The organism is Candidatus Hakubella thermalkaliphila (genome assembly GCF_013281975.1).
GTDB classification, from domain to species: Bacteria; Actinomycetota; Humimicrobiia; order Hakubellales; family Hakubellaceae; genus Hakubella; species Hakubella thermalkaliphila.
The window spans coordinates 1-1,096 of the sequence record NZ_BLRZ01000287.1; the positions used below are offsets into that span (position 1 = coordinate 1).

Annotated in this window: 2 protein-coding genes and 1 pseudogene; all 3 read right to left on the reverse strand. The window is 51.3% G+C overall.

The window, feature by feature from the left end; all coding sequences use genetic code 11:
* Positions 1–403 (reverse strand): annotated as a pseudogene (locus HW443_RS11625) (hypothetical protein); the annotation flags it as partial.
* A 6-nt stretch (positions 404–409) separates the two neighbouring features.
* Complete coding sequence (locus HW443_RS11630) at positions 410–778, reverse strand: DUF1844 domain-containing protein (RefSeq protein ID WP_176231032.1); 369 nt, start codon at positions 776–778, stop codon at positions 410–412.
* A gap of 21 nt (positions 779–799) precedes the next feature.
* Positions 800–1,096, reverse strand: a 297-nt coding sequence (locus HW443_RS11635; protein ID WP_176238265.1) for a purine phosphoribosyltransferase family protein, incomplete at its 5' end; no start/stop codon positions are given.

Sequence of the window (1,096 nt, forward strand, 5' to 3'; positions counted from 1 at the left end):
TGGTGGGTTCATTATAAGTCCAGGCTACACCCTTGCACCTATTCTGAATGGCCAGAAGGGGAAGTCGCTCCGGTGGTATCTCCTGCGTGCCCTTAAGAGACTGAGTGGCATCGGCATGGGCTACATGCCAGTTCTGACAATGGATACACTTAAAATTGCATCCCAAAGTGCCCAGGGAGAGAACAATGCTGCCAGGGTAGTAGTGAAAGACCGGTTTCTTCTCGATGGGGTCTGCGGCAACGGAGGAGCATGCAGCATAAATGAGAGTGAATAGCTTGCCATCTACATTCACTCTGGTCTTGCAGATACCTGCCTGACCCTTCTTTGCCACGCAATACCGGGGGCAGAGATCGCATCTGACCTTCTCATCCTCCAGCTTTGCGTAAAGAATAGCCTCTTTCAAAATCTCTTATCCCGCTTTTTTCACATAGGTGATCTGAAGATGAGCAAGAGTTGATTTGAAGGCCCGGAAGTCGTCTGCTGGGAGGTTCTTCTCGCAAGCGCTTACCAGACCCGCTAAACTATCGATGGCCAGCCGGGCCTGGTTCAGATCTTTATACTTCTCGTTGGCGCTCTCTGGCAGACCTAACTTCTGGTATCCCAGACTGGAAAGGGTGCTCATCATCTGGATCACAATGTCCTTGATGGTCAGCTTGTCCAGCTCCTCTCTCAGCCTGGCCATGATCTCTTCCTCGGTCGGTTCTTTCTTCTCTTCTTTTTCCCTGGCCTCCTCAGCAGATGCTGCTTCCTCTCTTTCTTCCTTCTTTTCTTCTACCATATCCACCAACTCCTGTCAGCTTTACTCCGAATCCTCCGAATCGTAGCTGATCAAAGAAAGTACCTCATAGCCCTCCAGCTTCTTTCGGGGGTTCAGAAAAGCCAGCTCAACGACAAAGGCAAATCCAGCCACTATTCCGCCCTCTTTTTCCACCAGATCCGCTTTCGCCTTAGCCGTTCCCCCCGTGGCCACCAGGTCGTCTACGATGAGTGTCCTATCGCCCGGTTTTATGGCATCATTATGAACCTCCAGAGCATCCATCCCGTATTCCAGGGCATAATCCATCCTGGAGGTGGTGTAGGGAAGCTTGCCCGGTTT